Origin of the sequence: Streptomyces chartreusis NRRL 3882, from assembly GCF_900236475.1 — a bacterium.
GTDB lineage: Bacteria > Actinomycetota > Actinomycetes > Streptomycetales > Streptomycetaceae > Streptomyces > Streptomyces chartreusis_D.
In genome coordinates this window covers 3,312,148-3,337,909 of sequence record NZ_LT963352.1, presented here as the reverse complement: position 1 = coordinate 3,337,909, position 25,762 = coordinate 3,312,148, and the positions used below count along the sequence as shown (strand labels likewise).

General features: G+C 71.3%; 19 protein-coding genes. 11 read left to right on the top strand and 8 right to left on the bottom strand.

The window, feature by feature from the left end:
- Positions 1 to 10: 10 nt before the first annotated feature.
- Positions 11 to 409 (bottom strand): DUF4307 domain-containing protein, encoded by a 399-nt coding sequence (locus SCNRRL3882_RS14775; protein WP_010045684.1) that lies wholly within the window; start codon positions 407 to 409, stop codon positions 11 to 13.
- Between the two features lie 146 nt (positions 410 to 555).
- Here SCNRRL3882_RS14775 and mca point away from each other — a divergent pair, with 146 nt between their 5' ends.
- Together mca and SCNRRL3882_RS14765 are read left to right on the top strand one after the other, a co-directional pair.
- A complete protein-coding gene (gene mca / locus SCNRRL3882_RS14770; protein ID WP_010045685.1) occupies positions 556 to 1,437 on the top strand; it encodes a mycothiol conjugate amidase Mca in 882 nt (293 codons plus the stop codon).
- Positions 1,430 to 1,708 (top strand): hypothetical protein, encoded by a 279-nt coding sequence (locus SCNRRL3882_RS14765; RefSeq protein ID WP_078602942.1) that lies wholly within the window; start codon positions 1,430 to 1,432, stop codon positions 1,706 to 1,708. Before mca ends, SCNRRL3882_RS14765 begins: the two co-directional genes overlap by 8 nt.
- A 92-nt stretch (positions 1,709 to 1,800) precedes the next feature.
- On the opposite strand, the gene SCNRRL3882_RS14760 is transcribed toward SCNRRL3882_RS14765, so the two are convergent.
- Positions 1,801 to 4,998 (bottom strand): tetratricopeptide repeat protein, encoded by a 3,198-nt coding sequence (locus SCNRRL3882_RS14760; protein WP_010045687.1) that lies wholly within the window; start codon positions 4,996 to 4,998, stop codon positions 1,801 to 1,803.
- A gap of 228 nt (positions 4,999 to 5,226) precedes the next feature.
- On the opposite strand from SCNRRL3882_RS14760, the gene SCNRRL3882_RS14755 reads away from it, so the two are divergent.
- From SCNRRL3882_RS14755 to SCNRRL3882_RS14735, 5 genes are all read left to right on the top strand, one after another.
- Entirely contained in the window at positions 5,227 to 7,260 is a 2,034-nt protein-coding gene (locus SCNRRL3882_RS14755; RefSeq protein WP_010045688.1) for a thioredoxin domain-containing protein, read from the top strand.
- 137 nt (positions 7,261 to 7,397) lie between these two features.
- The gene (locus tag SCNRRL3882_RS14750; RefSeq protein ID WP_010045693.1) at positions 7,398 to 8,687 is read left to right on the top strand and encodes a glycosyltransferase; all 1,290 of its coding nucleotides are present in this window, start codon (positions 7,398 to 7,400) and stop codon (positions 8,685 to 8,687) included.
- On the top strand, positions 8,684 to 10,333 hold the full coding sequence (locus SCNRRL3882_RS14745) for an ArnT family glycosyltransferase (protein WP_010045696.1): 1,650 nt from the start codon (positions 8,684 to 8,686) through the stop codon (positions 10,331 to 10,333). Before SCNRRL3882_RS14750 ends, SCNRRL3882_RS14745 begins: the two co-directional genes overlap by 4 nt.
- On the top strand, positions 10,330 to 11,523 hold the full coding sequence (locus SCNRRL3882_RS14740; RefSeq protein WP_010045699.1) for a glycosyltransferase: 1,194 nt from the start codon (positions 10,330 to 10,332) through the stop codon (positions 11,521 to 11,523). The genes SCNRRL3882_RS14745 and SCNRRL3882_RS14740 overlap by 4 nt, the downstream gene beginning before the upstream one ends.
- Positions 11,520 to 13,925 carry a galactose oxidase-like domain-containing protein gene (locus tag SCNRRL3882_RS14735; RefSeq protein ID WP_029181573.1) on the top strand — a complete coding sequence of 802 codons (2,406 nt, stop codon included), beginning with the start codon at positions 11,520 to 11,522 and terminating at the stop codon, positions 13,923 to 13,925. Before SCNRRL3882_RS14740 ends, SCNRRL3882_RS14735 begins: the two co-directional genes overlap by 4 nt.
- Here the strand turns inward: SCNRRL3882_RS14735 and SCNRRL3882_RS14730 are convergent.
- The 4 genes from SCNRRL3882_RS14730 to trhA form a co-directional block, all read right to left on the bottom strand.
- A complete protein-coding gene (locus SCNRRL3882_RS14730; RefSeq protein WP_010045703.1) occupies positions 13,922 to 14,647 on the bottom strand; it encodes a Mut7-C RNAse domain-containing protein in 726 nt (241 codons plus the stop codon). The genes SCNRRL3882_RS14735 and SCNRRL3882_RS14730 overlap by 4 nt on opposite strands.
- Before the next feature lie 33 nt (positions 14,648 to 14,680).
- Entirely contained in the window at positions 14,681 to 15,316 is a 636-nt protein-coding gene (locus tag SCNRRL3882_RS14725) for a TetR/AcrR family transcriptional regulator (RefSeq protein ID WP_029181574.1), read from the bottom strand.
- Positions 15,313 to 16,863: a DHA2 family efflux MFS transporter permease subunit gene (locus tag SCNRRL3882_RS14720; RefSeq protein WP_029181575.1), complete on the bottom strand. Its 1,551-nt coding sequence runs from the start codon at positions 16,861 to 16,863 to the stop codon at positions 15,313 to 15,315. The genes SCNRRL3882_RS14725 and SCNRRL3882_RS14720 overlap by 4 nt, the downstream gene beginning before the upstream one ends.
- Positions 16,864 to 16,971: 108 nt before the next feature.
- Positions 16,972 to 17,685 carry a PAQR family membrane homeostasis protein TrhA gene (gene trhA / locus SCNRRL3882_RS14715; protein WP_010045713.1) on the bottom strand — a complete coding sequence of 238 codons (714 nt, stop codon included), beginning with the start codon at positions 17,683 to 17,685 and terminating at the stop codon, positions 16,972 to 16,974.
- Positions 17,686 to 18,011: 326 nt separating this feature from the next.
- Here trhA and SCNRRL3882_RS14710 point away from each other — a divergent pair, with 326 nt between their 5' ends.
- Together SCNRRL3882_RS14710 and SCNRRL3882_RS14705 are read left to right on the top strand one after the other, a co-directional pair.
- A complete protein-coding gene (locus SCNRRL3882_RS14710; RefSeq protein WP_010045716.1) occupies positions 18,012 to 19,841 on the top strand; it encodes a phosphoenolpyruvate carboxykinase (GTP) in 1,830 nt (609 codons plus the stop codon).
- 290 nt (positions 19,842 to 20,131) lie between these two features.
- The gene (locus tag SCNRRL3882_RS14705) at positions 20,132 to 21,814 is read left to right on the top strand and encodes an Ig-like domain repeat protein (RefSeq protein ID WP_010045717.1); all 1,683 of its coding nucleotides are present in this window, start codon (positions 20,132 to 20,134) and stop codon (positions 21,812 to 21,814) included.
- Between the two features lie 199 nt (positions 21,815 to 22,013).
- Here SCNRRL3882_RS14705 and SCNRRL3882_RS14700 read toward each other — a convergent pair whose 3' ends face one another.
- Together SCNRRL3882_RS14700 and SCNRRL3882_RS14695 are read right to left on the bottom strand one after the other, a co-directional pair.
- On the bottom strand, positions 22,014 to 22,436 hold the full coding sequence (locus tag SCNRRL3882_RS14700) for a hypothetical protein (protein WP_010045718.1): 423 nt from the start codon (positions 22,434 to 22,436) through the stop codon (positions 22,014 to 22,016).
- Positions 22,437 to 22,550: 114 nt separating this feature from the next.
- Positions 22,551 to 23,762, bottom strand: a complete 1,212-nt coding sequence (locus SCNRRL3882_RS14695; RefSeq protein WP_010045719.1) for a pyridoxal phosphate-dependent aminotransferase — start codon at positions 23,760 to 23,762, stop codon at positions 22,551 to 22,553.
- A gap of 126 nt (positions 23,763 to 23,888) precedes the next feature.
- On the opposite strand from SCNRRL3882_RS14695, the gene SCNRRL3882_RS14690 reads away from it, so the two are divergent.
- Together SCNRRL3882_RS14690 and SCNRRL3882_RS14685 are read left to right on the top strand one after the other, a co-directional pair.
- Positions 23,889 to 24,647, top strand: coding sequence for a hypothetical protein (locus SCNRRL3882_RS14690; protein ID WP_010045720.1), 759 nt, complete (start codon positions 23,889 to 23,891; stop codon positions 24,645 to 24,647).
- Positions 24,648 to 24,809: 162 nt separating this feature from the next.
- Complete coding sequence (locus SCNRRL3882_RS14685) at positions 24,810 to 25,736, top strand: S1 family peptidase (protein ID WP_010045721.1); 927 nt, start codon at positions 24,810 to 24,812, stop codon at positions 25,734 to 25,736.
- Positions 25,737 to 25,762 lie beyond the last annotated feature (26 nt).

The window sequence follows — 25,762 nt, the reverse complement described above, 5'->3', positions numbered from 1 at the left end:
GGGCGGGGTCTCAGCCGGTGTGGCAGCCCAGCAGCTCGGCCGTCGTCCCCGGGGACGTCGTACGGAGCGTGACGACCTTGTCGATGCGGGTGGCGTCCCCGCCGAAGCGGAAATCGGCCCGGCCGACCTCGGCACCGTTCTCGGCCTGCGAGCGCACGGTGCAGTAGCCGTCGGTACCGGCGTCCTTGCGGACCTCCAGGTGCACCTGCACGGACTCCTTGCCGGGCTCGAAGCTGATCACCTCGGCGCTGATCTCGCTCTGGGCGACGTAGTGGTAGCCGAACCAGCCGACGAGCCCCAGCAGCGCCACCGCGAGGACGGCGCCGACGATCTTGAGCGTGCGGTCGGCACGCTCGTCCGAGGAACGGCCGTAACGCCCCTCGGGCAGTCGCGTGCTCGCCGTACTCATGATCGTCCTCCAGACGGGGCCGGGACGAAGGTCCCGTAAGGGGCCCGGGACCGGGGCCCGGAATTATTCGCCCCCCGATTCGGTCACTATAGAAGCCGCTGATTGCGCCGACGCACACAGGGCGCCGACTTACTGAGGAATGAGTCTTGACTGACCAGTTGCGACTGATGGCCGTTCACGCCCACCCCGACGACGAGTCGAGCAAGGGCGCGGCGACCATGGCCAAGTACGTGTCCGAGGGGGTGGACGTGCTGGTCGTGACCTGCACGGGCGGGGAACGCGGCTCCATCCTCAATCCGAAGCTCCAGGGGGACAAGTACGTCGAGGAGCACATCCACGAGGTACGCAAGAAGGAGATGGACGAGGCCCGGGAGATCCTGGGCGTCAAGCAGGAGTGGCTCGGCTTCGTCGACTCGGGCCTGCCCGAGGGCGACCCGCTGCCGCCGCTGCCGGAGGGCTGCTTCGCCCTGGAGGACGTCGACCACGCGGCCGGTGAGCTGGTGCGGAAGATCCGTTCCTTCCGTCCCCAGGTGATCACCACCTACGACGAGAACGGCGGCTACCCGCACCCCGACCACATCATGACCCACAAGATCTCGATGGTGGCGTTCGAGGGGGCGGCGGACACCGAGAAGTACCCGGAGGCCGAGTACGGCCCCGCGTACCAGCCGCAGAAGCTCTACTACAACCAGGGCTTCAACCGCCCGCGCACCGAGGCCCTGCACCAGGCGATGCTCGACCGGGGTCTGGAGTCGCCCTACGGGGACTGGCTCAAGCGCTGGGACGAGTTCGGGATGAAGCAGCGCACGCTCACCACACACATCCCCTGCGCCGACTTCTACGAGATCCGCGACAAGGCGCTGATCGCGCACGCCACGCAGATCGACCCGGACGGCGGCTGGTTCAAGGTGCCGATGGAGATCCAGAAGGAGGTCTGGCCGACGGAGGAGTACGAGCTGGCGAAGTCCCTCGTCGATACCTCCCTCCCCGAGGACGACCTCTTCGCGGGCGTCCGCGACAATGCCTGACATGAGCGCAAGCGCAACCCTGGCAATGACGCACCTCGTCACCTTCGCCAAGGAGGTCGACGAGGACAAGGTCACCCCCGGCGTCCTCGGCTTCATCGTCTTCGCGGCGATGGCCCTGGCGGTGTGGGCCCTGATGAAGTCCATGAGCCGGCACATGAACAGGGTCGACTTCACCCAGGTCCCGGACCCCAAGGCAGAGCAGGCAGAGCAGGCCGAGCCGGAGCCCGCGGACGCGGAGGCATCGGGCCAGGGCAAGCAGCAGCGGGGCTGACCCCCCTCCCGGGGCGGCCGTCTCTCCCCGGGAACACCCGTCGGCGGCCGTTTCGCCTCCGACGGGTGCGCCGCGCGCGCCGGAGGGTGTCCCTAGGCCTTCGACTCCACGGCCACGCCCATCACCTCCCGCGCATGCCGGTTCGGCACCATGCCCAGGCGCCAGGCCTGCCAGCCCGCCTCCAGGGTCACGCCGCGTTCCAGCAGCAGGGTGTAGGCGTCGAGGTAGTCGTCCAGTTTCTGGTCGCGCAGCGGATGGCTCGCGCGGGCCAGCTGGGCCAGTTCCTCCTGGGCCACGGCCGTGCCGACCTCCATGCCACCGGGGGCCGCGTACGGCAGCAGCGTGCAGCGCAGGAAGCGGGCCCAGTCCTCGCCCCGGCGGTCGCCGTACGACCTGAAGAGGTCCGCCGCCTCGTCGCACAGCGTCAGCGCCTGCTGGGTGCGTGCGTTGCCCGCGTCCACCACCGCCAGTTCCAGGCAGGTCCACGCCTCGCCGTGGGCGACGCCGATCCGCTGGAAGTCGGCGCGGGCGTCCACGAGGAGCTGGCGGGCGAAGCCGGAGTTGCGCAGGGAGCCCGTCTGGGCCGCCCGCTGGTCGCGGGTGACGCGCGCCGAGTGGTGGCGGGCGCAGGCCAGGCCGTAGACGTCCCGCATACGGGAGAACATCGTGCGGGAGCGTTCCAGTTCGCGGACCGCCTGGTCCAGGTTGCCCGTCTCCTCCAGGGCCTGGCCGAGGTAGTACAGCGTCCACGCCTCGCCGCGCGCGTCCTCGTTCTCGCGGTGCCGGGCGGCGGCCCCGCGCAGTTCCTCCACGGCCGGGGACGCGTCACCGGCGACCAGCAGGGCACGGGCCAGCTGGGTCAGGGCCCAGGCCTCGCCACGGGCGTCACGGGTCCGGCCGTACAGCTGCAGGGCCGCGCGCAGCTCGGCCTCGGCGCGCGGGACGTCGCCCATGCGCAGGCCGAGCTGGCCGAGCTGGAAGTGGGCCCAGGCCTGGCCGTGCACGGACTCACCCCGCCGGTGCAGGACCAGTGACTCGGTCAGCAGGTCCAGCGCCTCCGCCAGCCGGGCCCGGTCCCGCTCCACCGCCGCCAGGGCGTGCATCGTCCAGGCCCGGTCGGTCGCCAGCTCGGCGGAGGACTGGAGGGCCAGGGCCTCGCGGAGCTTCGCCGACGCCTCCGTCAGATTGCCCTGGTGGTGCAGGGTGATGCCGAGGGAGCACAGGGCGCGGGCGGCACCCGCCTCGTGATGGGCCTCCCGGTACAGGTCGACGACCGAGGCGAGGGTCGTACGCGCCTTGTCCAGTTCGCCGAGCTGCCGTGCCGCGATGCCGGTGCGCCACTGCACCGAGCGGACCAGCAGACCCTCGTCCACCGCCTGGGCCAGCTCGCTGATCTCGCCCAGGCGGTAGAGGTCGCCGCGCAGCAGGCAGTAGTCGCACAGGGCGCCCAGGAGGTTCAGGACGGCGGCCTGGTTCACGCCCTCGGCGTGCCGCAGCGCCGCCGTGATGAAGCTCGACTCGTCGTCCAGCCAGCGCAGCGCCTCGTCGAGGGAGGGGAAGCCGTACGGGCTGAAGCGGTTCGTGCGGGTCGACATGTTGCCGTCGACCATGCGCAGCACCGAGTCGGCCAGCTCGGCGTAGTTCACGATCAGCCGTTCCTGCGCCGCCGTGCGCTCGGCCGGTTCCTCCTCGTCGAGGAGCCGGGCCTGGGCGAAGGCGCGGACCAGGTCGTGCAGCCGGTAGCGGTCGCCCCGGACGTGGTCGATCAGGCCCGCCCGGGTCAGGGCCTGGAGGTGGCGTTTCGCCTCCGCCTCGTCGGTGGCCAGCAGCGCGGCGGCCGCGGCGGCGCCCAGCGAGGCCCGGCCGGCCAGGGCCAGGCGGCGCAGCAGTCGGCGTACGGGCTCCGGTTGGTCGGTGTAGCGCAGCCACAGGGCGCGCTCGACCGGATCGACCGGGCCGTACGCGCCGAGGTCCGTGGCCAGCGCGCGCGGGGAGCGCGGGCCGAGGCACGAACCGGCGATGCGCAGCGCCAGCGGGAGCCCGCCGCACAGCTCCCGGACCCGGTCGGCGGACTCGGCGTCGTACGGCCCGGAACGGTCCTGGGCCGCCGCGCCCAGCAGTTCCTCCGCACCCGCCGCGTCCAGCGGCGTCACGGGCAGTTGGTGCACCCGCGCGGGCAGCTCGCCCAGCTCCAGGGGTTTCCGCGCGGTCACCAGCACCAGGCTGTCGGACCGCTCGGGGACCAGGGCGCGGACCTGCCCGGCGTCCGAGGCGTCGTCCAGGACGACGGTGACGGGCAGGCCGGTCAGATGCTGGTGGTACAGCTCGCTCAGCCGCTTGACCTGCTGGTCGGGGGAGGAGCGCTCGCGGAACAGCAGTTGCTCGCGGGGCGCGCCGAGCCGGTTGAGCAGATGCAGCAGGGCGTCACGGGTGGACAGCGGGGACTCGCCGGTGCCCTCGGCGCGCAGGTCGACGACGCAGGCGCCGCGGAAGTAGTCCTTCAGATCGTGCGTGGCGTGCACCGCGAGGGTCGTCCGGCCGCTGCCGGGCGTGCCGTGCAGGACGACCACCGTCGGCTGGGTCTCCGTGCTCGCCCGGGCCGCCTGCACCCACTGCCGGATCTGCGCCAGTTCGTGCCGCCGGCCCGCGAACGGCTCAGCCGGTTCCGGGAGCTGCGCGAAGGACTGCTCCAGCACGTTGCGCCCGCGCGCCGCCGCGCTCTTGTCGGCGCCCCGCAGCCGCGGCCCGGTCTTCTTCGGCCCCGTGGAGGCGGCGAGCACCCGCTGCTGGTCGAGGAACGGCCGGATGCCCCGCACCTCCAGTGCCGTCAGCCACTGGAGCCGCAGTTGTTCGGGCCCGCCCGGCTGGCTCGCGGCCCCGGCCCGGTGGTGTGCGGCCGGCAGATGCGAGCCGACGACCTTCACGACGGTCGCCGCGGCGCCCACGACACCGACGGTCAGGCCCGCGCCCAGCGCCGTCCCGGTGCCCGTGCCGAGAGCCATGTCGGCGACGACGGCCGCGACCGCCGCGACCCCGGCCACCAGCAGCGGTGTGCCGGCGCCCTCCCGGGCGTAACGCTGCCCGAAGGTGAGCTGCCCGGCCGCCGCCTCGTCCAGGGCGCGCGTGTAGGCCTCGTACTCCTCGGCCGCACTCTGCGCCATCGTGTCGAGCGCCCCGCGCGCCCGCGCGAGCAGCACCTTCCCGTCCGTGCGCCCGCCCGTCCGGCGCACCTCCTCCTCCACGGCCCGTGCCAACAGCCGCTCGGCTTCCGCCCGATGACTGTCCCGCATGTCACGTCCCCCTCCGGCGGCACCCGGCGTACCCAGGTCGTCGTCCCGTTCGTTTCCTTGGTCAAGTGTGCTGCCGACGGCGCATCGGGGCGAGGGGGCGTGCCCGGCCCGATTATGTGAAGACACGGGCGGATCGAGGCGCCGCGCGTCCGTCGGGCGTGCGCCCCGGGCGGCGCCCGCGCGGCGCCTGACGCGTGCCGGGTGGGGTACTGCGGCAGGATGGACACCATGCCGAACCGACTGGCGCACGAGACGTCCCCCTACCTCCTTCAGCACGCCGACAACCCCGTCGACTGGTGGCCCTGGTCGGCGGAGGCCTTCGAGGAGGCCCGCAAGCGGAACGTGCCCGTGCTGCTCAGCATCGGCTACAGCAGCTGTCACTGGTGTCACGTGATGGCGCACGAGTCCTTCGAGGACCAGCAGACCGCCGAGTACCTCAACGCGCACTACGTGAGCGTGAAGGTGGACCGGGAGGAGCGCCCGGACGTCGACGCGGTCTACATGGAGGCCGTGCAGGCGGCGACCGGCCAGGGCGGCTGGCCCATGACCGTCTTCCTCACCCCGGACGCCGAGCCGTTCTACTTCGGCACCTACTTCCCGCCCGCCCCGCGCCAGGGCATGCCGTCCTTCCGGCAGGTGCTCCAGGGTGTCCACCAGGCGTGGGAGGAGCGGCGGGACGAGGTCACCGAGGTCGCCGGGAAGATCGTCCGGGACCTGGCCGGGCGGGAGATCTCCTACGGTGACGCCCAGACGCCCGGCGAGCAGGAACTCGCGCAGGCGCTGCTCGCGCTCACCCGCGAGTACGACCCGCAGCGCGGCGGATTCGGCGGGGCGCCCAAGTTCCCGCCGTCCATGGTGCTGGAGTTCCTGCTGCGCCACCACGCCCGCACCGGCGCCGAGGGGGCCCTCCAGATGGCGCAGGACACCTGCGAGCGCATGGCCCGGGGCGGCATCTACGACCAGATCGGCGGCGGCTTCGCCCGCTACTCCGTCGACCGCGACTGGATCGTGCCGCACTTCGAGAAGATGCTGTACGACAACGCCCTGCTGTGCCGGGTCTACGCCCACCTCTGGCGCGCCACCGGTTCCGAGCCGGCCCGCCGGGTGGCCCTGGAGACCGCCGACTTCATGGTGCGCGAACTGCGTACGGCGGAGGGCGGGTTCGCCTCCGCGCTGGACGCCGACAGCGACGACGGCACCGGCAAGCACGTCGAGGGCGCGTACTACGTGTGGACGCCCGCGCAGTTGCGCGAGGTGCTCGGCGAGCAGGACGCCGAACTGGCCGCCCGGTACTTCGGCGTGACCGAGGAGGGCACCTTCGAGCACGGCCGGTCCGTCCTCCAACTTCCGCAGCAGGACGGGCTGTTCGACGCCGACAGGATCGCCTCGATCCGGGAACGCCTGCTGGCAGCACGGTCCGGGCGTCCCGCTCCCGGCCGGGACGACAAGGTCGTCGCCGCCTGGAACGGGCTCGCGATCGCCGCCCTCGCCGAGACCGGCGCCTACTTCGACCGGCCCGACCTCGTCGAGGCCGCCCTCGCCGCCGCCGACCTCCTCGTCCGGCTGCACCTCGACGAGCAGGCCCGGCTCACCCGCACCAGCAAGGACGGCCACGCCGGCGCCAACGCGGGCGTGCTGGAGGACTACGCCGATGTGGCCGAGGGCTTCCTCGCACTGGCGTCCGTCACGGGGGAGGGCGTCTGGCTGGAGTTCGCCGGGTTCCTCCTCGACCACGTCCTGGCCCGCTTCACCGACGAGGAGTCGGGCGCCCTGTTCGACACGGCCGCCGACGCCGAGCGGCTGATCCGCCGCCCGCAGGACCCGACCGACAACGCCGCCCCGTCCGGCTGGACCGCGGCGGCGGGCGCGCTGCTGAGCTACGCCGCGCACACCGGGTCGCAGCCCCACCGCACCGCCGCGGAGAAGGCCCTCGGCGTCGTCAAGGCGCTCGGGCCGCGGGTGCCCCGCTTCATCGGCTGGGGGCTCGCCGCCGCCGAGGCCGCGCTGGACGGCCCGCGTGAGGTCGCCGTCGTGGGGCCGTCCCTCGAGCACGAGGGGACAAGGACCCTGCACCGCACGGCACTTCTGGGCACCGCGCCCGGCGCGGTGGTCGCTGTCGGCGCCCCCGGGAGCGACGAGTTTCCGCTGCTCGCGGACCGTCCGCTGGTCGGCGGTGAACCGGCCGCGTACGTCTGCCGTAACTTCACATGCGACGCCCCGACGACCGAGGCTGACAGGTTGCGTGCGACCTTGAGCGACTGAAGTCGGGATTCAACGGAAACACGTTCTTTATACGAACGGCCCCCAGGCTTCACCGTTCCCCCTTAATCTCTGCACAGTGCCGTGACGCATGAGATAAACCGTCACGGCGGGGGGTTCTGGGATCTGGGGGGATCTGTTTGCTCACGTCTGTCTTCATCGCTGCCGTTTCACTGGCCCTGTTCTGGATGGCGGCGTTCACCCTGTGGTGGCAGATGCACGCCTGGCGTACGCCGGAAGTGCTCGCCTCCACGCGGTTCAGCAGCCCGGACGGGAACGAGCACGTCTCCTTCTCGCTGCTGCTGCCCGCCCGGCACGAACAGGCGGTGCTGGACCACACGATCCAGCGGCTGCTGGAGTCGAGCCACACCGACTTCGAGATCATCGTGATCGTCGGGCACGACGACCCGGAGACCACCGCCGTGGCCGAGCAGGCCGCGGCGCGTGATCCACGGGTCCGGGTCGTCGTCGACCGCCACGAGAAGAAGAACAAGCCGAAGGCCATGAACACGGCCCTGCCGCACTGCCGCGGCGACGTCGTCGGGGTCTTCGACGCGGAGGACCAGGTCCACCCCGAGCTCCTCGCCCACGTCGACCACGCCTTCCGCACCACCGGTGCGGACGTCGTCCAGGGCGGCGTGCAGCTGATCAACTTCCACTCCAGCTGGTACAGCCTGCGCAACTGCCTGGAGTACTTCTTCTGGTTCCGCTCGCGGCTCCATCTGCACGCGCAGAAAGGATTCATTCCGCTCGGCGGCAACACCGTCTTCGTCCGCACGGGCGTCCTGAGGGAAGCCGGCGGCTGGGACCCGAACTGCCTCGCCGAGGACTGCGACCTGGGCGTCCGGCTCTCCAGCATCGGCAAGAAGGTCGTCGTCGCCTACGACTCCGACATGGTGACCCGGGAGGAGACCCCGGGCTCGCTGATGTCCCTGCTGAAGCAGCGCACCCGCTGGAACCAGGGGTTCCTCCAGGTGTACCGGAAGAAGGACTGGAAGCAACTGCCCACCCTCGGGCAGCGGCTGCTCGCCCGCTACACCCTGATGACGCCGTTCATGCAGGCCTTCACCGGCCTGATCATCCCGCTGAACGTGGCGGTCGCGCTGTTCCTGGACGTGCCCGTCGGCATCGCCTTCATCACCTTCCTGCCGGCCGTCACCGCCCTGGTCACCTTCGTCTTCGAGATCGTCGGCCTGCACGACTTCGGCAAGCAGTACGGGCTGCGCGTGCGGTTCGCGCACTACCTGAAGCTGATCCTGGGCGGCCCCTTCTACCAGGTCCTGCTCGCCGGGGCGGCCGTCCGTGCCGTGTGGCGTGAGCAGCGCGGCCGCAACGACTGGGAGCTGACGACCCACGTCGGCGCGCATCTCGACGAGACGGCCGTGAGCCGGCGGGACGTTCCCGTGACCCGAGAGGACGTTCCCGCGTGACCTCCACCCTTCCAGCGGTGACCCCTGCGAAGGTCCCCGCGCAGCGGCAGCCCGCGCCCCGCACCGGTGCCCACCGGCGACCGGAGCCGCCGAGCCGGCTGCGCTCCTCCCGGTCCGACCTGCTCCTGTGCGGTGTCCTCCTCGTGGCGATCCTCGTCGTGCAGGGCTGGAACATCGCCGACTACCCGGCCCTCAGCGACGACGAGGGCACCTACCTCGCCCAGGCCTGGTCGGTCCAGCAGGGCAACGGCCTCGCCCACTACACCTACTGGTACGACCACCCGCCGCTCGGCTGGATCCAGATCGCCGTGCTGACCTGGATCCCGGCGCTGATCAGCCCCGAGTCGATGACGGTGGGCACCATGCGTGCGGCGATGCTGGTGATCAGCGGCATCAGCGCGGTCCTCGTCTACGTCCTGGGCCGCCGCCTCGCCCTGCCCCGCTGGGCCGCCGCGCTCGGCATGGTGTTCTTCGGCCTCTCGCCGCTGGCGGTCGTCCTCCAGCGGGAGATCTTCCTCGACAACCTCGCGGTGATGTGGACGCTGCTGGCCTTCACGCTGGCCGCCTCCCCGAGCCGCCACCTGTGGCACCACTTCGGCGCGGGCATCGCGGCGGCGACGGCCGTCCTCACCAAGGAGACGATGCTCGTCGTCCTGCCCGCCCTGTTCCTCACCATGTGGCGGCACAGCCACAAGGACACCCGCAAGTTCGCCCTCACCGGCGCCGTCACGGCCTGCGCCCTGATCGGCTTCTCGTATCCGCTGTTCGCCCTGCTCAAGGGCGAGCTGCTGCCGGGCGCGGGGCACGTCTCCCTCTGGGACGGCGTCAAGTACCAGATGACCAGGCCGGGTTCCGGCTTCATCCTGGACCAGGGCTCCGGCTCCTGGGGCGTGCTCCAGTCGTGGCTGTACTACGACAGGATCCTGCCCCTCGGCGGCCTCGCGGGCGCCCTGCTCCTCCTCGTCACCTGGCGCTGGTCGGTCACCGCCCGCGCCCTCGCCGGACCGGCCCTGGCCGTCGCCGTCTTCGCCGCGCTGGCCCTGCGCCCGAACGGCTACCTGCCCGCGATGTACGTCATCCAGGCCCTGCCGTTCCTCGCACTGGTCCTCGCCGGAGGAACCGCCTCCGTCGCCCACGCGGTGCTGAGCCGCTGGCGCTCCGAGGCGGAGAAACGGTACGTCAGCGTGGGCCGGTACGCGCTCGCCACGGTCCTCGCCCTCGCCGCCGGCGCCTACGTCGTGCCGCACTGGTACGACGGCGCCCGAACCGCCGTCACCACCGACGCCAACGCCCCCTACAAGGCCGCCTCCCGGTGGCTGGCCACCGAGGTCGAGAACCCGGAGCGCACCCGGGTGCTGGTCGACGACGCCCTCTGGCTCGACCTCGTGCACCAGGGCTACCGGCCGGGCCTCGGCGTCATCTGGTTCTACAAGGCCGACCTCGACCCGGCGGTGACCAAGACGATGCCGCGCGGCTGGAAGGACCTGGACTACGTCGTCGCCTCGCCGACCGTGCGGCGCGACGCGGCCGACCTGCCCAACGTCAAGGCCGCCATGGAGCACTCGGACCCGGTCGCCACCTTCGGCACCGGCGAGGACCGCATCGAGATCCGCCAGATCCAGACGTCCGCCGGAGGCGCGCGATGAGCCAGGAGTCCACCGTCCCCGGAGAGGTCGTCGAGACCGCCGAGATCCCCGAACCGGGCGCCGTCACCATCGTCGTACCGACGTTCAACGAGTCGGCGAACGTACGGCAGTTGCTGCACCAGATCACCGAGGCCGTGCCGGCCCGGCTGCCCTGCGAGGTCCTCTTCGTGGACGACTCCACCGACGACACGCCCGAGGTCATCGAGAAGGCGGCGCAGGACTGCCCGTTCCCGGTGACCGTCCTGCACCGCCAGGAGCCGGTGGGCGGGCTCGGCGGCGCGGTCGTCGAGGGACTGAAGGCCGCCACGTCCGACTGGATCGTCGTCATGGACGGCGACTGCCAGCACCCGCCGTCCCTCGTGCCCGACCTGGTCGCCACCGGCGAGCGGGCGAACGCCGGGCTGGTCGTCGCCTCCCGGTACATCAAGGGCGGCAGCCGGGCCGGACTCGCGGGCAGCTACCGCGTGGCCGTCTCGCGCGGGGCGACCTGGCTGACCAAGGCACTGTTCCCGCGCCGGCTGCACGGCATCAGCGACCCGATGAGCGGCTTCTTCGCGATCCGCCGCAGCGCGGTCACCGCCGAGGTGCTCCAGCCGCTCGGCTACAAGATCCTCCTCGAACTCGCCGTCCGCAGCCGCCCGCGCCGGGTCACCGAGGTGCCCTTCGTCTTCCAGGACCGGTTCGCCGGGGAGTCCAAGTCGACCGCGCAGGAGGGCCTGCGGTTCCTGCGCCACCTGGCCGGGCTGCGCGCCGCCTCGCCGGTCGCGCGCATGGTCGGCTTCGGCCTGATCGGGCTCACCGGCTTCCTGCCGAACCTGCTCGGGCTGTGGGCGCTGACCGCCGTCGGCATGCACTACGTACCGGCGGAGATCCTCGCCAACCAGCTCGGCGTCGCCTGGAACTTCCTGCTCATCGAGCACCTGCTGTTCCGCGATCGGCGCCGGCACCGGCGCTGGTGGGACCGGGCCGGGCGGTTCGCGCTGCTCGCCAACGCCGATCTGGTGCTGCGCATCCCGCTCATCGCCCTGTTCGTGCACCAGCTGCACCTGGGCGTGCTGTCCGCCACCGCGCTCGCGCTGGTGACGACGTTCGTCCTGCGCTTCGTGGGGACCGAAGCGCTGGTCTACCTGCCGCGCCGGGGACGTGAGAACCCCGTGCGCGAGAGCCGCACCGCGAGGAGAGCCGTGTGAACAGACACCGGAGAAGAACCGCACTCGTCGGCGTGGGCGCGCTCACGGCCGGCCTCCTGCTGACCGCGCCCCAGCCCGCCTCCGCCGCCAACCTCATCCGCAACCCCGGCTTCGAGACCGCCGGCACCGGCGACATGCCGTACTGCTGGGAGAAGTCCGGCTGGGGCGACAACGACTTCACCTTCACCACGACGGCCGACGCGCACACCGGCGGCAAGGCCATGAAGGTCGAGCTGACCCGCCGCGTCGACGGCGACCGCAAGGCCCTGATCACCGAGTCCGCCGAGTGCGCGCCGGTGGTGACGCCGGGCAAGCAGTACGACCTCGGCCTCTGGTACAAGACGACCACCCCGGATGCCTCGGTCACCCTCTTCCGGCACGACACGACGGCCGGCTGGCAGTACTGGACCGACCTCAAGACGCTGGACATGGCCGGCACCTGGACCGAGGCCACGGTCCGCACCCCCGAGGTCCCGGCCGGCACCGACCGCATCTCCTGGGGCGTCTCCGTCTACGGCACCGGCTCGGCCACGACCGACGACTACACGATGGAGCAGGTCGCCGACCCGGTCCCGCCCCCGCAGTGCACCGGCAGCGCGGATCAGTGCGCCAACGGCAAGTGGGACGTGCTGCCCACGCGGAACCCGGTGCGCTCCATGCACTCCGTCGTCCTCAACAACGGCAAGGTGCTGCTGATCGCGGGCTCCGGCAACGACGAGTCGATGTTCGAGGCGGGCACCTTCACCTCGGCGGTGTACGACCCGGAGAAGGGCACCTACAAGGTCGTCCCCACGCCGAAGGACATGTTCTGCGCCGGCCATGTGCAGCTCCAGGACGGGCGCGTGCTGGTGATGAGCGGCAACAAGGGCTACCCCACGGCGGACGGCCGCGTCGGCTACCAGGGCTACAAGGACTCGTACATCTTCGACCCGGAGACCGAGACCTACACGAAGACCAACGACATGAACGACGGCCACTGGTACCCGTCGGCCACGATCCTCGGCAACGGCGACGTCATCTCCTTCGGCGGCCTGCGCGAGGACTCCAGCGGCTCGGTCACCGCCGAGCTGTTCTCCGAGGCCGAACAGCAGTGGCAGCCGACCTGGAAGGTCAACCAGACCTGGTCGTACTGGGGCCTGTACCCGTCGATGATCCTCATGCAGGACGGCCGCCTCTTCTACTCGGGCAGCCATGTCTTCGGCAACAACATCCCCGGCACCGGTTCGGCGATCTACGACTACGGCGCCAACACCATCACCCAGGTCCCCGGCCTGCAGAAGAAGGACGAGCGCGACCAGTCGGCCAGCGTGCTGCTGCCCCCGGCGCAGGACCAGAGGGTCCTCACCCTCGGCGGCGGCAACATCGACTCCAACCCGGAGGCGAACCGCCTGACCGACATCATCGACCTCAAGCAGCCGGCCCCGGCCTACGTGGCCGGGCCGCCGATCCCGCAGGGCACGGTCGACCTGGGCAACGGCCCGGTGCCGCAGACCGGCGCCCAGGGCAAGATGTACGTCTCCGCCGTGCTCCTGCCCGACGGCAAGGTGCTGGAGACGGGCGGCGCGCTGCACAACCGTGCCAACCCGGTCTACGAGACGTCGATCTTCGACCCGGAGTCGGAGACCTTCGACCCGGTGGCCGTCGACCCCGAGGCGCGCGGCTACCACTCGTCGGCGTTCCTGCTCCCCGACGGCCGCGTCATGACGACCGGCGACAACCCGGGCAACGGCTCCTGGAACCACGACGTGTCGGTCTACAGCCCGCCCTACCTGTTCAAGGGCCCGCGCCCCACGATCACCTCGGTGATCGACACCGAGTGGAACTACGGCGACACCCAGCGCATCACCGTCGACCGGCCCATCGCCAAGGCCGAGCTGATCCGCCCGGCCGCCGTCACGCACTCCTCCGACCCCAACCAGCGGTTCGTGGACCTGCCGCTGTCCGTCGACGGCAACAACGTCGACCTGAACGTGACGAGCAACCCCAACCTGGCCCCGCCCGGCTGGTACATGCTCTTCGCGGTCGACGCGAACGGAGTGCCGTCGGTGGCGAAGTGGGTGCACCTCCAGGGCCCCCAGGCCCTCAAGGCGACGGACGCCTCGGCGCACGTCCACGACTTCGCGGGCGCGCCCGAGGGCAAGGTCGTGAAGCCCGGCAAGAAGCGCACGTCGCAGAAGGTCAGCCCGACGATCTCCGGCTGCGACCGCCACTACGGCTCGATCAACGTCTGCGTGCCGACCGGCTTCCCGGCGCAGGTGAAGAAGACGACGGTCGCCCGCTGCGAGTGGCTCAGGGAGAACGACTACGGCCGCCTGAAGGTCAACGGCCGCGACGACCCGCTGGGCCTGGACCGCGACGGGGACGGGATCGCCTGCGGCAAGGCGGACCTGAGGAGGAATTAGCTCCCGAACTCGGCGAGGGCGCGCTCCACGATGGCCTCCAACTGCTCGTGGTGCGCGCCCTTCCAGTACGCCCGGCCGCACGCGGTGCACTGCGCGAACACGTCGTACGTCGCGTGCGTGCCGTGCTTGAGCTGATCCGCCACCTCGTCCTTGGAGGCCTGGCGCAGCAGCCCGTTGCAGGCCGTGCACCGTGTCCAGGGCCGCAGTTCGGGCTGGAAGCGGTCCAGGACGTCCCGAAGCTGCTCCTCCGGCCGGGTGCTGTACACGAACGCCCCCGCCCACAGCTCGCGGCGCCGCAGCAGCCCCCGGTCGCGGCTCAGCATGACCCGCCGCTCGGCCGCCGAACGCGCCGCGAGGGCGGGGTCGCCGATGTCGGTCGACTCGTATGCCGTGTCGACGCCGAGCAGCCGCAGCCGGCGGGCCAGCGTGCCGAGGTGTACGTCGAGGAGGAAGCACAGGGGCGCGCCCGGCACCCGCTGGGGGCGGGCGACGGTCCGTACGGTCACCGACTCGCCGGAGGCCGGCACGTGCGAGAAGGGCACCTCGCGTCCGTCCACGACCAGGGCGCCCACCTCGGTCAGCGGCACACCCAGCGACTCGACGACATGGCCCAGACTGGAGACGCCGTCCGTGGTGGCCGGCAGGGCGCCCGCCCGCCGGGCCTGGGGGACGAACACGTGCAGCTCGGGGGCGAACTCGACGTGGATCTCGGGACCGTTCACCCGGTCAGGATGTCACGGCGACGGGCGCCGGCCTCAGGGTTTTCCGGTCGGCAGGCCGCGTTCCAGGACGTCCAGCGCACGGTCGACCAGTTCCCGGATGTCGTCCCGGTGGCCGGTCTCGGCCCAGTAGTGGGAGACCTCCATCAGCCCGCCCATCACGGACATGGCGAAGACCCGTAGCTCCAGGCCGTCGGGGTCCAGTCCGAAGCGCTCGGCGAGGGCTTCGCGGAGCAGCCGGCCGGTCGCCGCCATGCTCTCCATCATGCGGGCACGGACGGCGGGGACCTCGACCCCGAGCCGGGTCCGCAACCGGATCACCTCGGGTTCCTCGGCGAGGCTCAGGTCGAGGGCCGTGCGCATCACATGCCGCAGGACGTCCGACCACGACTCGGTCTCGGGCCTGGCCCGCAACTCCGCCAGCATCACCGGGTCCCACTCGTCGGTGATGACGATGTCCTCCTTGGTCGGGAAGTACCGGAAGACGGTCGACGGCGACACCTCGGCCCGGTCGGCGATCTGCTCGATCGTCGTGGCGTCGTAGCCCTGCTCCTCGATCAGCGCGTAGGTCGCGGCGCGGATCGCCTGGCGGGTCTTGATCTTCTTGCGCTCGCGGAGTCCCAGTGGGGGCCGGTCGGCGGGGGTGGTGCGTGGGGCCGTCATGAGCGTCATTGTCGGACATCGGCGTCGGGCTCGGCCATGGCCGGGGTGCCGTCACCGTCGTCCGGGGCGGTCCGGCCGCCGGGCAGGAACGCCCCGGCGATCAGCGCTGCGACCAGGGCCGCGACGCCGCACACCAGCAGGACGACGCCCATGCCGTGGACGTAGGCGCTGTTCGCGGAGGCGGCGAGGCCGGGCGCGCCGGTGCGCTCGGCGACCAGGTGCGCGGCGACCACGGACTCCCCGGCGGTGTCGGCGGCCCGGGCGGGCAGGCCGGTGACGTCGAGCCGGTCCCGGTAGGCGCTCGCGAGCAGGCTGCCGAGCAGGGCGATGCCGATCGCGCTGCCCACCTGGCGCAGGGTCATCAGGAGCCCGGAGCCGCTCCCCGCCCGGTCCGCGGGCAGGGCGGCCAGCGCCCCGTCCATGGCCGGGACCACGGCGAAGCCGAAGCCGATGCCGGTGATGGTCAGCCACAGCGCGGTGAAGCCGTAGCCGGAGTCGACCGTCGTACGGCTGCCGAGGAACGCGGCGAAGGCCAGCACCACCAGGCCGCAGCTGACCACCGCGCGCGGGCCGAACCGGGCGACGACCGGCTGGGCACCGCGCGCGGCGACCATCAGGCCGCCCATCATGGGAAGCAGCCGCAGCCCGGTGCCGAGGGCGTCGTGGCCGAGGACGGCCTGGAGGTAGGGCGGCAGCAGGAACAGCAGGCCCGCCAGGACGAAGGTGACCAGGGTCGCCGTGAGCCCGTTCACGAGGAAGCCGCGGTGTCCGAGCAGCTCCATGTCGAGCATGGGCCGCGGCGCCCGGCGCTCGCGCAGCACGAGCCCGGCCAGCAGGACCACCGCACCGGCGAGGAACCCGGCCACCACCGGGTCGCCCCAGCCCCGGGTGGGCGCCTCGATGATGGCGTAGACGAGAGCGCCGAGGCCGGCCGTGATGAGCGCCGTGGCGACGGTGTCGACCTTGGGGGAGGCCGGGTCCCGCGTCTCCGGAAGCAGGAAGAGGCAGGCCGTGATGCCGATGGCGACCATCGGGACGTTGACCAGGAAGACCGAGCCCCACCAGAAGTGGTCGAGCAGCCAGCCGCCCAGGATCGGGCCGAGCGGCATGCCGAGCGCGGAGGCGGCCGACATGACGCCGATGGCCTTGCTGCGCTCCTCCGGCCCGAACAGCGAGGGCAGCACGGACAGGGCGAGCGGCATGACCAGTGCCCCTCCGACACCCATCACGGCACGGGCGGCGACGACCCAGGTCACGTCCGGGGCCAGGGCGCCCGCGACCGAGCCGGCGAGGAAGACCCCGAGACCGGTGACCAGCATCAACCGCCGTCCGAAGCGGTCGCCGAGCAGCCCGGCGGGGAGCATCAGCGCGGCGAAGACGACGACGTAGGCGTCGGCCATCCACTGCTGTTCGCCGGTGGTCGCGCCGAGCTCTTCGGCCATGGTCGGCAGCGCGACGTTGAGGATCGTCATGTCGAAACCGAGCGTGAGCATGCTCGCGACCAAGGCCCCCAGGGCCCACCAGCGACGCGGATCGGGTGTGATGACAGCAGCCATGAAATGAGAGTAGCTCTCAAAAGATAGGTACTGTCAATATCCGGGCCCTGTGGGCACGCAAAAAGGCCACGGCTCGCAAGCCGTGGCCGAGGCTGGGGTGAGGGGGAGCTACCCGTGCTGGTACGCCACCAGCGAGATCCCCACGTAGTGCGCGATGAAGGCCGCCAGGGTGAAGGAGTGGAACACCTCGTGGAAGCCGAACCAGCGCGGTGACGGGTTGGGCCGCTTGATCCCGTAGATCACGCCGCCCGCGCTGTAGAGCACACCGCCGACGATGACCAGGACGAGGACGGCGATGCCGCCGGTCCGCATGAAGTCCGGCAGGTAGAAGACGGCCGCCCAGCCCATCGCGATGTAGCACGGCGTGTAGAGCCAGCGCGGGGCGCCGACCCAGAAGACGCGGAATATGATGCCGGCCGCCGCCGCGGCCCAGATGCCCCACAGCAGCCACTGGCCCTTGGCGCCCGGCAGCAGCAGCATGGTCAGCGGTGTGTAGGTGCCCGCGATGATCAGGAAGATGTTGGCGTGATCCAGGCGGCGCAGGACGCCGTCCATGCGGGGACTCCAGTCGCCCCGGTGGTACAGGGCGCTCACGCCGAACAGCAGGCACGCCGTCAGTGCGAAGATCCCGCAGGCGACGCGCCCTCTGGTCGAGTCGGCGAGGGCGGTCAGTACCAGGCCCGCGACGAGGACGGCCGGAAACATACCGAGGTGCAGCCAGCCGCGCAGCTTGGGCTTCACCGGGTGCGGCAGTGAGAGCGCCGTCGGACCACGGCCGTCGGCCGGCGTGTCCGTAGGCGCGTCGGGGGCGAACGCAGTCATGGCCGAATGGTAGCTACGGAACCGTAAGTGACCTAAGGGTCCGGTCGATTGGCCGATGAAGAGTGGCCATCCTCTCACCGTGGCCGAACGATGGTTACGCAAACGGTCGGTCAGGTGAACCCAACGTGTCTGTAAAGGGGCGCGAGAAACCGTGGCGATCCTCACGTTGCTCACCTGTGCGCTCCTCTGGACAGATGGGCGCAGGCATCGGATGATCAAATGAGTGCGGTCGGCACCGGATGAGCGCCAAGTTTCACCGTGAAGCATCCGGGTCGCAGCCCCCACGGGGCCTCCACATCAAAAAAATCCCTCATTTAGGAGCAATCGTGGCGCGCGACATCGCGGCTCCCACCGTCCCCACCACCCATCAGGGCCTGATCTCGTGGGTGAACGAGATCGCCGAGCTGACCCAGCCGGACAACGTGGTCTGGTGTGACGGATCCGAGGCCGAGTACGAGCGACTGTGCGAGGAGCTCGTCCAGAAGGGCACCTTCCGGAAACTCGACCCGATCAAGCGCCCCCACTCCTACTACGCGGCCTCCGACCCCACCGACGTCGCCCGCGTGGAGGACCGGACGTTCATCTGCTCCGAGGAGGAGGCGGACGCGGGCCCGACCAACCACTGGAAGGCCCCCGCCGAGATGCGGGAGATCTTCCAGGGCTCCGGGGGCCAGGGCGGCCTCTTCCGCGGCTCGATGCGCGGCCGGACCATGTACGTCGTGCCCTTCTGCATGGGCCCGCTCGGCTCGCCGCTGTCCGCGCTCGGAGTCGAGATCACCGACTCGGCGTACGTCGCCGTCTCCATGCGCACGATGACGCGCATGGGCCAGGCGGTGCTCGACGAACTGGGCTCCGACGGCTTCTTCGTGAAGGCCGTGCACACCCTGGGCGCCCCGCTGGAGCCCGGCCAGGAGGACGTCCCCTGGCCCTGCAACACGACCAAGTACATCTCGCACTTCCCCGAGGACCGCGAGATCTGGTCCTACGGCTCCGGCTACGGCGGCAACGCCCTGCTGGGCAAGAAGTGCTACGCCCTGCGCATCGCCTCCGTGATGGCGCGTGACGAGGGCTGGCTGGCCGAGCACATGCTGGTCCTGAAGCTCACCCCGCCGCGCGGCGAGGCCAAGTACGTGGCGGCGGCCTTCCCGAGCGCCTGCGGCAAGACCAACCTCGCCATGCTGGAGCCGACCATCCCCGGCTGGACGGTCGAGACCATCGGCGACGACATCGCCTGGATGCGCTTCGGCGAGGACGGCCGGCTGTACGCCATCAACCCCGAGGCGGGCTTCTTCGGTGTCGCGCCCGGCACCGGCGAGCACACCAACGCCAACGCGATGAAGACGCTGTGGGGCAACGCGGTCTTCACCAACGTCGCGCTGACGGACGACGGCGACGTGTGGTGGGAGGGCATGACCGAGGAGCCGCCCGCCCACCTCACGGACTGGAAGGGCAACGACTGGACGCCCGAGTCCCAGACGCCGGCCGCGCACCCGAACGCCCGTTTCACCGTCCCCGCCGCCCAGTGCCCGATCATCGCGCCGGAGTGGGAGGACCCGAAGGGCGTGCCGATCTCGGCGATCCTCTTCGGCGGCCGCCGCGCCACCGCCGTCCCGCTGGTGACGGAGTCCTTCGACTGGAACCACGGCGTCTTCCTCGGCGCCAACGTGGCCTCCGAGAAGACCGCCGCCGCCGAGGGCAAGGTCGGCGAACTGCGCCGCGACCCGTTCGCGATGCTGCCGTTCTGCGGCTACAACATGGGCGACTACATGGCCCACTGGATCGACGTGGCCAAGGGCAAGGACCAGTCCAAGCTGCCGAAGATCTACTACGTCAACTGGTTCCGCAAGGACGACGACGGCAAGTTCGTCTGGCCCGGCTTCGGTGAGAACTCCCGTGTCCTGAAGTGGATCGTGGAGCGCCTGGAGGGCAAGGCGGAGGGCGTCGAGACGCCGATCGGCATCCTGCCGACCAAGGGCGCCCTCGACACCGACGGCCTGGAACTGGCCGACTCCGACCTGGAGTTCCTGCTCACGGTCGACAAGGAGGTCTGGCGCGAGGAGGCCGCCCTGGTCCCCGAGCACCTCAACACCTTCGGTGACCACACGCCCAAGGAGCTGTGGGACGAGTACCGCGCGCTGGTGCAGCGCCTGGGCTGAGAAGCCCTCCACCGACGCCGCGGCCGGCTCCGATCGTGCCCTGACCAGCAACATCGTCACGGCCGGCCGCGGTGACAGCACCACATGGGGCAGGGGTTCGCACAACGGCGTGCGGGCCCCTGCCTCCGGCGTTCCCGTCGTGCCCCCTTGCTCACAGGATCTTCACGCCTGTTTCATGCTCTCTGCAGGTGCCTCACCCGTCCCGGTGAGGCCCGCAAGACAGCCTGTGGGGGGCACAGTTGAATACTGCACATCGTTCCAGACGGCTCGCGGCCACGCTGTCCGCCGCGATGCTCGCGGGGACCGGACTCACCGTCGCCGCCGCGCCCGCGGCACACGCGGCGGCCTCCGACGCCGTGGCCAAACTGCCGATCTCTTCGTACTCGGCACTGGCCGTCGACAACGTCCACCAGCGTGTCTTCGTGGCGGACAGCAACGTCGGCTACTACCTCAACTCCGGCACCATCGCCGTCTACACCTTCGAGGGCGAGCGCCTCACGACCCTCACCACCAACCAGGCCCACGTCTCCGGCCTCGCGGTCAGCGCCGACGGCAGCACGCTGTACGCGGGCCTGCGCGACCGTATCGAGGCCTACGACACCACCACGTTCCAGCGCACCACCGTCTCCGCCGCAAACACCGACGCGTGCGGCCGGGAGCTCGCCCAGTCCGGCGGCCAGCTCTACTTCACGACACCGAACGCCGCCTCGACCTCCCAGTGCGCCACCGCCGAGACCCAGCTCGACGGGATCGTGCGCGGCGTGCACACGCGCACCGGCTGGAACGACTACGGCGATCTGCTGCTGGAGGCCGGCGCCGGGGACCGCATGCTCATGGGCCAGCCGCTCAACGCCAAGGCGGCCAACCCCTTCCTCGCCGTGTACGACACGGGCAACGGCGCCCTGGTCCGGGGCGCCGCCCGCCGCTTCGCCGACGGCGCCGGCAACGGTGCCCTGAACCTCAAGGACCTGGCGCTGTCCGCCGACGGCAGCAAGGTCGCCGTCGCCGACGCCACCGCCGGCACCCGGCTGCTGAACACCGGCGACCTGTCGGACGCGGTCACCGGCTACCAGGCCCTGCCCGACGGTGCCACCGCCAGCGCGGTCGCCTTCAGCGGCGACGGCGGGTACATCGCGCGCGGAGCCGCCGCCACCGGTGCCGTCCCCGACCTGCTGGTGCAGCCGGCCGACCCGGACGACTCCACCACCCCGCTGGAGTTCGTCTTCGAGGGCAGCCTCGACGGCGACCGGGTCGTACCGCGCGGCATGGAGTGGTCGTCGGACGGCTCCCGGCTGTTCGCGGTCACCACCAACGCGGCCGGCGGGCAGTACTGGCTGCACATCATCAAGCCACCCGCCGTCCAGTACGAGACCCGCTTCACCGGCGGTCTCACCCACAGCCCCGCCCGGGCCGTGGCGGGCGAGCCGCTGGCCGTGCGCGGCAGGCTGGAGCAGGACGGGCCCGCGCCCGCCGAGCCGCTGAAGGTCAGGGCGACCCGCACCGACGCCGACGGCACCCACGACCTCGGCACCGCCACCGTCAAGGCGGACGGCACCTTCACCGTCCTCGACGAGCCCGGCCTGGTCGGCGAGGCCACGTACACGGTGTCGTACCTCGGTGATCTGACCCACCGTCCGGCCACCGACGTCACCCACACCGTGACGGTCGGCAAGGCGCCCACGTCGATCGCGCTCACCGCCCCCGAGGAGGCGAGCATGTCGGGCGGCATCGAGATCACCGGCACGTTCACCGCCCAGGGCAGGGCGCTGCCCGAGCGGGCCGTGCTCGAGGTCGTACGCGAGGACCGGCTCGGCACGGGCACGCTGTCGTCGGTGACCGTCGCCGCCGACGGCACGTTCACGATCAACGACGTGCCGCGCACCCGCCGCGAGGTGACCTACACGGTCAGCTGGCCGGGCGACGACCTGCACGAGAGCTCAACGGCCTCGGCGGAGGTGTACGTGAGGCGCTGAGGCACTCAAACGCCCTGGGCGGGCACGTCCTCAGGGGCGCGGGGAACTGCGCGACCAGCCACGCACGACCCGCACTAACCCACAGCCAAGAAGCACAGCGGCGATAACCGGCTCAAGCCGGCGCAGTGCATGGCACCCGGTCCGCGCGTCGCTGCGGGTGCGCGCGGACCGGGGCCGTCTGGGGGAGCCCCTCCGGGGCTCAGCGGGAGGCGAGTTCGCGCGGCTCCAGGGCCGCGGCGTGCGCGTCCATCCGCTCGGCGGACAGGATGGCTGCCGCCGTGTCGGCGCGGGAGGCGGCGACGACCAGCGCGCGGCCCGCCAGGGCGTGCGCCCTCCGGTGCAGGGCTGCCGCGCCGCGCTCCCGCCGGATGCCGCTCATCGGCGCGCGGACCGGCGTACGCCCTCCCCGCAGCCGGCCCACCTGCTCCGCGAGCCGCTCCGCCGCGGTGTCCAGGTCGGTCGAGGTCTCCGTCGCCCGCAGCTCGTCCGTGACGGCGAGCAGGGCGGCGAGATGACCCGCGAGCTGGATGTCCAGCTCTTCCTCGCGGGAACGGTGGGGAAAGTCGGGGTTGGGGCCGTCCACCGTGCTGTGGACCGACTTGGCGCGGATCGGTTCGTACATGGGAGGGCCTCCTGAGTGCTTACAGGAACCCATCCTAGCTTAGATTTCGTCTAAAGTTGAGTTGTTCGCAAAACCGGACTGGATGCACACGTACGGTGAGCGAGGTGTCGCCGGTCAGGCCTGGCTGTAGCCGTCCAGGAAATGCCCGATCCGGCCCACGGCGTCCCGCAGGTCCCCGACCGTCGGCAGGGTCACCACCCGGAAGTGGTCCGGCTCCGGCCAGTTGAAGCCGGTGCCCTGGACGACCATGATCTTCTCGCGGCGGAGCAGGTCCAGGACCATCCGCCGGTCGTCCTTGATCTTGAAGACCTTGGGGTCGAGGCGCGGGAAGAGATACAGCGCCCCCTTCGGCTTCACGCAGGTCACGCCCGGGATCTGGGTCAGCAGCTCGTAGGCGACGTCCCGCTGCTCGCGCAGCCGGCCGCCCGGCAGTACCAGGTCGTTGATCGTCTGGCGTCCGCTGAGCGCCGCGACGACGCCGTGCTGTCCCGGCATGTTCGCGCACAGCCGCATGTTCGCCAGGATCGTCAGGCCCTCGATGTAGGAGTCGGCGTGCGCGCGGGGTCCGGAGATGGACATCCAGCCGACCCGGTAGCCGGCCACCCGGTACGCCTTCGACATGCCGTTGAAGGTGAGGGTCAGCAGGTCGGGGGCGACGGCGGCGGTCGGGGTGTGCGTGGCGCCGTCGTAGAGGATCTTGTCGTAGATCTCGTCCGAGCAGACCAGCAGGTTGTGGCGGCGGGCGATGTCGGTGAGCCCCTTGATCATCGCCTCGTCGTAGACGGCCCCGGTCGGGTTGTTGGGGTTGATGATCACGAGCGCCTTGGTGCGGTCGGTGACCTTGCGCTCGACGTCGGCCAGGTCCGGCATCCAGTCGGACTGCTCGTCGCACCGGTAGTGCACGGCGGTGCCGCCGGACAGGGAGACGGCGGCGGTCCACAGCGGATAGTCCGGGGCGGGCACGAGCACCTCGTCCCCGTCGTCCAGCAGGCCCTGCATCGCCATCACGATCAGCTCGGAGACGCCGTTGCCGATGAAGACGTGCTCGACGTCCGTCTCGATGCCGAGTGTCTGGTTGTGCATCACGACCGCGCGGCGGGCCGCCAGCAGCCCCTTGGCGTCTCCGTACCCGTGCGCCGAGGACACGTTCCGGAGGATGTCCTCCAGGATCTCGGGCGGGCACTCGAAGCCGAACGCCGCCGGGTTGCCCGTGTTCAGCTTGAGGATGCGGTGACCGGCGGCTTCCAGCCGCATCGCCTCCTCGAGCACCGGGCCCCGGATCTCGTAACAGACGTTGGCGAGCTTGGTCGACTGGATCACCTGCATGTCTGGGAGCTTACGGGGCGGTAATGCGTCACGGGTCGTGTTTTCCGCCACGTGAGACGCGTCGGTTTGGGCGGATATCGCCGCGCGCTGTCCCACCAGCACCATCGATGCCTAGAATGCGCCGCCATGTCCAGGCCATCCGAGTACGCCGACGGAGCGACGAACGGCGGCCCCCAGGGGCCGCCGAACGTGTACCTGCCGCAGGCCGACCCGCCACCGGCCTATGACGCGTACGCGGATCCGGCGGCGGCACACGGATGGCAGGACGTGTACGACCCCACGGACGCCCGGGACCTCCGGGACACCCGGGACCTCCGGGGCGCCCACGACGACCCGCACGGTCCGGGCGGTGCGGGTGACACGCGCGAGCTGCCGGCGGTACCGGCGCACGGCCGTTCCGGTGCGGGCCGCCGCTCCCGCCGCAGACGAGCGCCGTGGCGTGCCCGCCGCGTGGCGGTCGCCGCCGGAGTCGTGGGCGCCGTGTCGGCGGCCGCGCTGATCGCCGGTCTCGGCTTCTCGGACGCGCCCTCCGGCGGGGCGCGCGAGGGCGGTTCGCGCCCGGGCGGGGGTGGCCGGACGGGCCCGACGGCGGGGGAGTCGCCCTCGGCGCCGTCCACCGGCGGCGGTCGGGCATCGACCTCTCAGGCCCCGTTCGTCGGCGGGCCGACGGATCGTGACGAGCCGTCCGGCGCCGCGTCCGGGAGCCCGTCCACCGCGGCGAGCCCCACCCCGTCCGAGTCCGGGCCGGACCCCGCGAGTCCCTCGGCCGGCAGTCCCACGGCCGGTACCCCGACGACCTCCGCTCCCGCCGCCGGCACCTCGGCCCCGGGCAGATCCGGTGAAAAGCCCGGACACGGCCCCGGCGGCACCAAGGGCCCCAAGTAGCCGACCCGCCAGGGCCGTTGAGTAGGGTCAGACCGGACGGACGGGTTCCGGTCGCGGAACAAGTCCTTGCCCCACCCGCCTTGCGACGATCACAATGCGCATGACAACAGTGCGGGCGGCCGGAAGATTTCCGGCCGCCTCCGTCGCAAGAGGGGACCCCCCATGAGAAAACCTCTCGCAGCCGCGTTCTGCGCCCTGGCGATAGCCGGGGCCGGCGCGGCTCCCGCGACCGCTGCCGAGGCCGCCCCCACGGGCGTCGGCAAGGTCGCGGACACGGGCGCGGTCACGTCCGCCGTCTCGGACGTGGTCACGTCCGCAGCGGAGACCGTGTCCGGGATCACCAACCCGGCGCCCAAGGGCGTGAACTTCGCCGGCACGGTCGCGCTCAGCAACTGCTCCGGCTCCGTCGTCCGCATGCCGGACTCCGAGGCCGACGACCCGGCGCTGGTGATGACCAACGGCCACTGCCTGGACAGCGGCTTCCCCGCACCCGGCGAGGTGCTCGTCGACAAGGCCTCCAGCCGCACCTTCGGCCTGCTCAACGCCTCCGGCTCGCGCGTCGCGACCCTGCGCGCCGCCAAGCTCGCGTACGGCACGATGACCGACACGGACGTCGCGTTCTACCAGCTCACCACCAGCTACGCGCAGATCAAGAGCTCGTACGGCATCAGCCCGCTGACGCTGAACGACACGCACCCGGTCGCCGGCACCGCCATCAGCATCCCCTCCGGCTACTGGAAGCGGATCTACAGCTGCGACATCGACGGGTTCGCGCACCGCCTGAAGGAGGGCGACTGGACCTGGAAGGACTCGGTCCGTTACACCTCCGCCTGCAACACCATCGGCGGCACGTCCGGCTCGCCCGTCGTCGACCAGGCCACCGGCAAGGTCGTCGCCATCAACAACACCGGCAACGAGGACGGCGAGCGCTGCACGGTGAACAACCCCTGTGAGGTCGACGCGAGCGGCAACGTGACGGTCCGCAAGGGCATCAACTACGGCCAGGAGACCTATCAGATCCCGGCCTGCTTCGGCATCGACAACAAGCTCGACCTGAGCGCGAGCGGCTGCACCCTGCCCAGGCCGTAAGGCCAGGGCAGGTCCCCGGGTCGGGC